This is a genomic window from Stackebrandtia sp., from assembly GCF_035643755.1.
Taxonomy (GTDB): domain Bacteria; phylum Actinomycetota; class Actinomycetes; order Mycobacteriales; family Micromonosporaceae; genus Stackebrandtia.
Genome location: NZ_DASQPW010000057.1, coordinates 1 through 5,975, shown reverse-complemented (window position 1 = coordinate 5,975; position 5,975 = coordinate 1). Strand labels below are relative to the sequence as shown.

Sequence of the window (5,975 nt, the reverse complement as noted above, 5' to 3'; positions counted from 1 at the left end):
CGAGTCCACCGTCGCGGCCTTCGTCGGCGGGGACACGGTGCTGGCCTGCCTGCGCCGGGTGATCGGCACGACCGGGCTGCGCGTCGATGTGCAGCTGCTGCCCCCGCGCACCGGCACCGACCGCCGGGCGCTGGCCCGCGCGGTACAGCGGGACGTGTCCCGCGCCCGCGGCATGGCCGCGGAGCGGGAGCGGCGGCCGCACCTCGCCGACGCCGCCGGTTGACGGACCCGGCTAGTACCGGTCGCCCACGACCTGGTCGCCGAGCGGGTCGAGGACGGCCAGTTCCTCGGCGGTCAGGGTGATATCCATGGCCGCGATGTTCTGGTCGAGCCACTTGATCCGCTTGGTGCCCGGGATCGGCGCCATGGCGACGCCGAGGCGCTCGGTCTGCGCGTAGACCCAGGCCAGGGCGACCTGCGCGGGGGCCACGCCCTTGGACTCGGCGACGGCGCGCACCGCGTCCACGATGGCCTGGTTGGCGTTCCAGGCGTCGCCGGTGAAACGGGGGTTGAAGCCGCGGAAGTCCTTGTCGTCCAGTGTGGTGGGATCGACGGTGCCGGTGAGGAAGCCGCGTCCCAGCGGGGAATACGGCACCAGCGCGACGTTGAGCTCCCGCAGGGCGTCGCCGACCTCGGTCTCGAGGTCGCGGGTCCACAGCGAGTACTCGCTTTGCACGGCGGTGATCGGGTGCACGGCGTGGGCGCGGCGCAGCAGGTCGTTGTCGACCTCGGACAGTCCGATGTGGCGGACCTTGCCCTCGGCCACCAGCTCGGCCATGGCGCCCACCGTCTCCTCGATCTCGGCGGTCTGCGGCGGACGGTGGAGGTAATACAGGTCGATGACGTCGACGCCCAGCCGCAGCAGGGAGCGGTCGCAGGCGGCCTTGACGTAGGCGGCCTCGCCGCGGATCTCCTGGCTGGCACGGCCGGCGCCGCGATCGATGCCGAACTTGGTGGCCAGCTGCACCTCGTCGCGGCGCTCGGCGATGGCGCGGCCCACCAGGACCTCGTTGTGGCCGGAGCCGTAGATGTCCGCGGTGTCAAGGAAGGTGAGCCCGGAGTCGAGGGCGTGGTGGATGGTGGCGATGGACTCGTCCCAGTCGGCGGCGCCGTAGTGCTCGCTCATCCCCATGCAGCCCAGGCCCTGCGCCGAGACCTCGAGTGAACCCAGTTGGATCTTCTTCATGTCGTCCTCGTTGGTCGTGGTTGGTCGGTGGTTCCGACGCTAGATCTTCGAGTCGACTCGAGGTCACCTCCGCCGCACCGTGACCTTCGCCACTGTCAGGGGCGCTTTCGCAAGGCGCGCATGAACTCCCGGTTCAGCCCGGCGATCGAGTCCAGCGAGATCCCCTTGGGGCACACGGTGGCACACTCGCCGGTCAGGGTGCAGCCGCCGAAGCCCTCGTCGTCCATGGTGGAGACCATGTTCAGCACCCGCTTCTCCCGCTCCGGGGCGCCCTGCGGCAACACGTTCAGGTGGTTGACCTTGGCGGAGGTGAACAGCATGGCCGAGCCGTTGGGGCAGGCCGCCACGCAGGCGCCGCAGCCGATGCACTCGGCGTTGTCGAAGGCCGTCTCGGCGGACTCCTTGGACACCGGCGTGGCGTGCGCGTCGGGCGCGGCACCCGTCGGGGCGGTGATGTAGCCGCCCGAGCCGATGATCCGGTCGAAGGCACCGCGGTCGACCACCAGGTCCTTGACGACGCCGAAGGCCTTGGAGCGCCAGGGTTCGATGACGATGGTGTCGCCGTCGGAGAACTCCCGCATGTGGAGCTGGCAGGTGGTGGTGCGCAGCGGGCCGTGCGGGGTGCCGTCGATGACCATGCCGCAGGCGCCGCAGATTCCCTCCCGGCAGTCGTGGTCGAAGGCCACCGGCTCGTCGCCGTCGACGATCAGCCGCTCGTTGAGGACGTCGAGCATCTCCAGAAAGGACATGTCGGGGCTGATGTCGTCCACGTCGTAGGTCCTCATGGCACCGGCCTCGTCGGGGCCGGGCTGACGCCAGATCTGAAGTGTGAGTCTCACGCGTAGCTCCGCTGGGTCGGGTGGACGTAGTCGAAGACGAGCTCTTCCTTGTGCAGCACGGGGGCGCCGTTCGTGTACTCCCAGGCCGCGACGTAGCCGAACGCGTCGTCGACGCGCGCGGCCTCGCCCTCGGCGGTCTGCGACTCCTCGCGGAAGTGGCCGCCGCAGGACTCCGCGCGGTGCAGGGCGTCCAGGCACATCAGCTCGGCCAGCTCGAGATAGTCACAGACCCGGTTGGCCTTCTCCAGCGACTGGTTGAACTCGGCGCCGGTTCCCGGGACCTTGACGCGGCGCCAGAACTCCTCGCGCAGCCGCGGGATCCGTGCCAGCGCCTTGCGCAGCCCCGCCTCGTTGCGGGACATGCCGCAGTACTCCCACAGCAGTTCGCCGAGCTCGCGGTGGAAGGAGTCGGGGGTGCGGTCGCCGTCGTTGTCCACCAGGCGTTTCAGCCGCGCGGTCACCCCGTCCACCGCCGCGGTGATCTCGGGGTGGGCTTCGTCCACATCGGTGTGCGGGTTGCGGGCCAGGTAGTCGTTGATCGTGGACGGCAGCACGAAGTAGCCGTCGCCCAGGCCCTGCATCAGGGCGCTGGCGCCCAGGCGGTTGGCGCCGTGGTCGGAGAAGTTGGCCTCGCCGATGGCGAACAGCCCGGGGATCGTGGTCTGCAGGTCGTAGTCGACCCACAGCCCGCCCATGGTGTAGTGAATCGCCGGGTAGATGCGCATCGGCACCTCGTACGGGTCCTCGGCGGTGATGCGCTGGTACATCTCGAAGAGGTTGCCGTACTTCTCGGACACCGCGTCGCGCCCCATGCGCTTGATCGCGTCGGCGAAGTCCAGGTAGACGCCCTGGCCCCCGGGTCCGACGCCGCGACCGTCGTCGCAGACGTTCTTGGCGGCGCGCGAGGCGATGTCGCGCGGCACCAGGTTGCCGAAGGCGGGGTAGATCCGCTCGAGGTAGTAGTCGCGCTCGTCCTCGGGGATCTCGTTGGGGCCACGGCTGTCGCCCTTGGCCTTGGGCACCCAGATGCGGCCGTCGTTGCGCAGCGACTCGCTCATCAGGGTCAGCTTCGACTGGTGGTCCCCCGAGCGCGGGATGCACGTCGGGTGGATCTGGGTGAAGCACGGGTTGCCGAAGTAGGCGCCGCGGCGGTGCGCCCGCCACACCGCGGTGGCGTTGGAGTTCTTGGCGTTGGTGGACAGGTGGAAGACGTTGCCGTAGCCGCCCGAGGCCAGCACCACGGCGTCGCCGATGTGGACGGTGATCTCCCCGGTGATCAGGTCGCGGGCGACAATGCCGCGGGCGCGGCCGTCGATGACAAGGAGGTCCAGCATCTCGGTGCGCGGGTGCATCTCGACGTTGCCGGCGGCGATCTGGCGCGACAGCGCCTGGTAGGCGCCCAGAAGCAGCTGCTGTCCCGTCTGGCCGCGGGCGTAGAAGGTGCGCGAGACCTGAACGCCGCCAAAGGATCGGGTGTCCAGCAGTCCGCCGTATTCGCGGGCGAAGGGCACGCCCTGGGCGACGCACTGGTCGATGATCTCCACCGAGACCTCGGCCAATCGGTGCACATTGGACTCTCGCGAGCGGAAGTCGCCGCCCTTGACGGTGTCGTAGAACAGGCGGTACACGCTGTCGCCGTCGTTGCGGTAGTTCTTGGCGGCGTTGATGCCGCCCTGCGCGGCGATGGAGTGGGCGCGGCGCGGGGAGTCCTGGTAGCAGAACTGCACCACGCGGTAGCCCTGCTCGGCCAGGGTGGCCCCCGCGGAGCCGCCCGCCAGTCCCGTGCCCACCACGATGATCGTCTTCTTTCGACGGTTGGCGGGGTTGACCAGCTTGGCCTCGAAGCGGCGGCGGTTCCAGCGTTCGGAGACCGGCCCGTCGGGGGCCTTGTCGTCGGCGATCGGGGCGCCGATCGTGTAGTCGATATAGGACGTCATGTCAGCTCACCATTCCAGTCATGACGGCGACGGGTACCGCGGCGAAGCCCACGGTCACCACGATGGACAGTGCGGCGGCCAGCAGCTTGACGGCGCGATGACGGCGGGACCTGACGCCCAGGGTCGTCGCGGCGCTCCAGATCCCGTGCCACAGATGGAATCCCAACGCGAGCATCGCCACCAGGTAGATGACGTTGGGGTACCAGAGGCTGAAGCCGGCCACCAGGTTCTGATACGGGTGTCCACTTTGACCTCGGGCGTTGACGACGAGGGCCGTGAGGTCGAGGATGTGCCAGACCACGAACAGCGCCAGGATGACGCCGCCCGAGCGCATCGTGAAGGCGACGTAGTTGCGACCCAGGAGCGACTTCTTGGAGTGCTTCCTCGGGCGCTGGTGGAGGGCGCGGTGGGTCAGTCGCTCCGCGGCGACGATGTGCACGACCACCGAGGCCACCAGCACCACCCGCATGATCCACAGGAAGCCCTCGTGCGGCAGCGCGGGTTCGCCGATGGTGCGCAGCCAGTGTGAGTAGGCGTTGAAGTGCGCGGCGCCCGTGAACACCTTGAGGTTGCCCGCCATGTGGAACACGACGAAACCGATCATGATCACGCCCGTGGTGGCCATCGCCACCTTCTTGCCGATGGTGGAACGCCACAGCGTGCTCAGCGCGGACGGGCGTCCCGCGCGAATCTCCAGGGCCATGAATACACAGGTTAGGAGGCCGCGTAGCAGACGTCCAAGATATGATCACTGTGGTTTCGATAGGTGGAGCCTATGATGGGAGCGTGCAACTGTCCCAGCTCCGTTACTTTGTGACGCTCGTCAACACCCGACATTTCACCCGTGCCGCCGAGCGGCTCCACATCGCCCAGCCCTCACTGTCCCACCAGATCCGAGCCCTGGAAAAGGAGCTCGGCGCCGACCTGGTGCACCGCGCCCGCGGCAATCTCACCCTCACCGACGCGGGCGCCGCCCTGCTCCCCGTCGCCCGCCGCATCCTCGCCGACGCCGAGACCGCCCGCCGCGAGGTCGCCGAGGCCATGAACCTGCGCCGCGGTCGGGTCCGCATCGGCGCCACCCCGAGCCTGTGCGCCAGCATCGTCCCCGATGTGCTGCGTGCCTACCACGACCGCTACCCCGGCATCGACCTGCGCATCACCGAGGACGGCTCCCACAACCTGGTGCGCACCCTGTCGGGCGGCGAACTCGACCTGGCCCTCATCATCACCCCCCGCAGCGGCCTGGTCCCCGCCCTGGCCTCCACCGAACTGCTGCGCGAACAGCTCGTGGTGGTGTCGGACCCCGAACGCCCCGCCCCCGTCAAACGCCGCCACATCACCATCGGCGACCTGCGCGAACAGCCGATGGTGATGTTCCGCGAGGGCTACGACCTGCGCGAGTTCACCCTCGCCGCCTGCCGCGTCGCGGGCTTCGAACCCTCCTTCGTGGTCCAGGGCGGCGAGATGGACGCCGTCCTGGGCTTCGTGCGCGCGGGCCTAGGCGCGGCCGTGGTCCCCCGCATGGTCGCCGACCGCTCGGGCCTGCGCGTCACGCCCTTCGCGGCCCCTGGCCTGCAACGCACCATCGCCGTGGCCCACCGCCGCGACGCCGCCCCCACCAACGCCGCCCGCGAACTCCGCCGCGTCCTCATCGAACACGTCCGCGCCGAATCGAGCGACTGACACCCCACGATCAGGTGCACGGTTCCCCGCCTGAGTGGACAGTAAATCCAGGTCCCCCAACCTCGGCGGACCCGAGCCCCTGGCGGCAACAGCAAGTGCCACGCGACCGACATGCCGCGACGCCGCCTCGGAGAATCCCGCACCCGTCGCATGCCCACCACCCCAGCCAAGTCGGTCCACGAGGGTTCGGTCGACGAGAGCAAGTCCTACGGGGGCCGACCACGAGCAACGGGCCCGCCATGGCGGACGGCCCCACACCCTTCCTATGCCTGCCACCCCAGGCACGCGGGCCCACGACGGTTCGATCGGCGAGAGGGAGCCTTAAGGAGA

The 5,975-nt window shown here is 69.4% G+C and carries 5 protein-coding genes and 1 pseudogene; 2 read left to right on the top strand and 4 right to left on the bottom strand.

The genetic code is table 11. The features are described from left to right. Positions 1-223: pseudogene (locus VE172_RS04240) on the top strand (hypothetical protein); the annotation flags it as partial. Between the two features lie 9 nt (positions 224-232). Here VE172_RS04240 and VE172_RS04235 read toward each other — a convergent pair. The 4 genes from VE172_RS04235 to VE172_RS04220 all read right to left on the bottom strand — a co-directional run bounded on the left by VE172_RS04235 (position 233) and on the right by VE172_RS04220 (position 4,665). Then, the gene (locus tag VE172_RS04235) at positions 233-1,186 is read right to left on the bottom strand and encodes an aldo/keto reductase (RefSeq protein WP_324797636.1); all 954 of its coding nucleotides are present in this window, start codon (positions 1,184-1,186) and stop codon (positions 233-235) included. A 95-nt stretch (positions 1,187-1,281) separates the two neighbouring features. Next, complete coding sequence (locus VE172_RS04230; protein WP_324797633.1) at positions 1,282-2,025, bottom strand: succinate dehydrogenase/fumarate reductase iron-sulfur subunit; 744 nt, start codon at positions 2,023-2,025, stop codon at positions 1,282-1,284. Beyond that, positions 2,022-3,962: a fumarate reductase/succinate dehydrogenase flavoprotein subunit gene (locus tag VE172_RS04225; RefSeq protein WP_324797631.1), complete on the bottom strand. Its 1,941-nt coding sequence runs from the start codon at positions 3,960-3,962 to the stop codon at positions 2,022-2,024. Before VE172_RS04225 ends, VE172_RS04230 begins: the two co-directional genes overlap by 4 nt. Position 3,963: 1 nt before the next feature. After that, a complete protein-coding gene (locus VE172_RS04220) occupies positions 3,964-4,665 on the bottom strand; it encodes a succinate dehydrogenase cytochrome b subunit (RefSeq protein WP_324797628.1) in 702 nt (233 codons plus the stop codon). Between the two features lie 83 nt (positions 4,666-4,748). Between VE172_RS04220 and VE172_RS04215 the strand changes: the two genes are divergently transcribed. Next, positions 4,749-5,645, top strand: a complete 897-nt coding sequence (locus tag VE172_RS04215; protein WP_324797625.1) for a LysR family transcriptional regulator — start codon at positions 4,749-4,751, stop codon at positions 5,643-5,645. The last annotated feature ends 330 nt before the right edge of the window (positions 5,646-5,975 follow it).

Coding starts and splice junctions, on each gene's coding strand:
- VE172_RS04225 (WP_324797631.1), bottom strand. CDS start 3,962: ATGACGTCCTATATCGACTACACGATCGGCGCCCCGATCGCCGACGAC.
- VE172_RS04220 (WP_324797628.1), bottom strand. CDS start 4,665: ATGGCCCTGGAGATTCGCGCGGGACGCCCGTCCGCGCTGAGCACGCTG.
- VE172_RS04235 (WP_324797636.1), bottom strand. CDS start 1,186: ATGAAGAAGATCCAACTGGGTTCACTCGAGGTCTCGGCGCAGGGCCTG.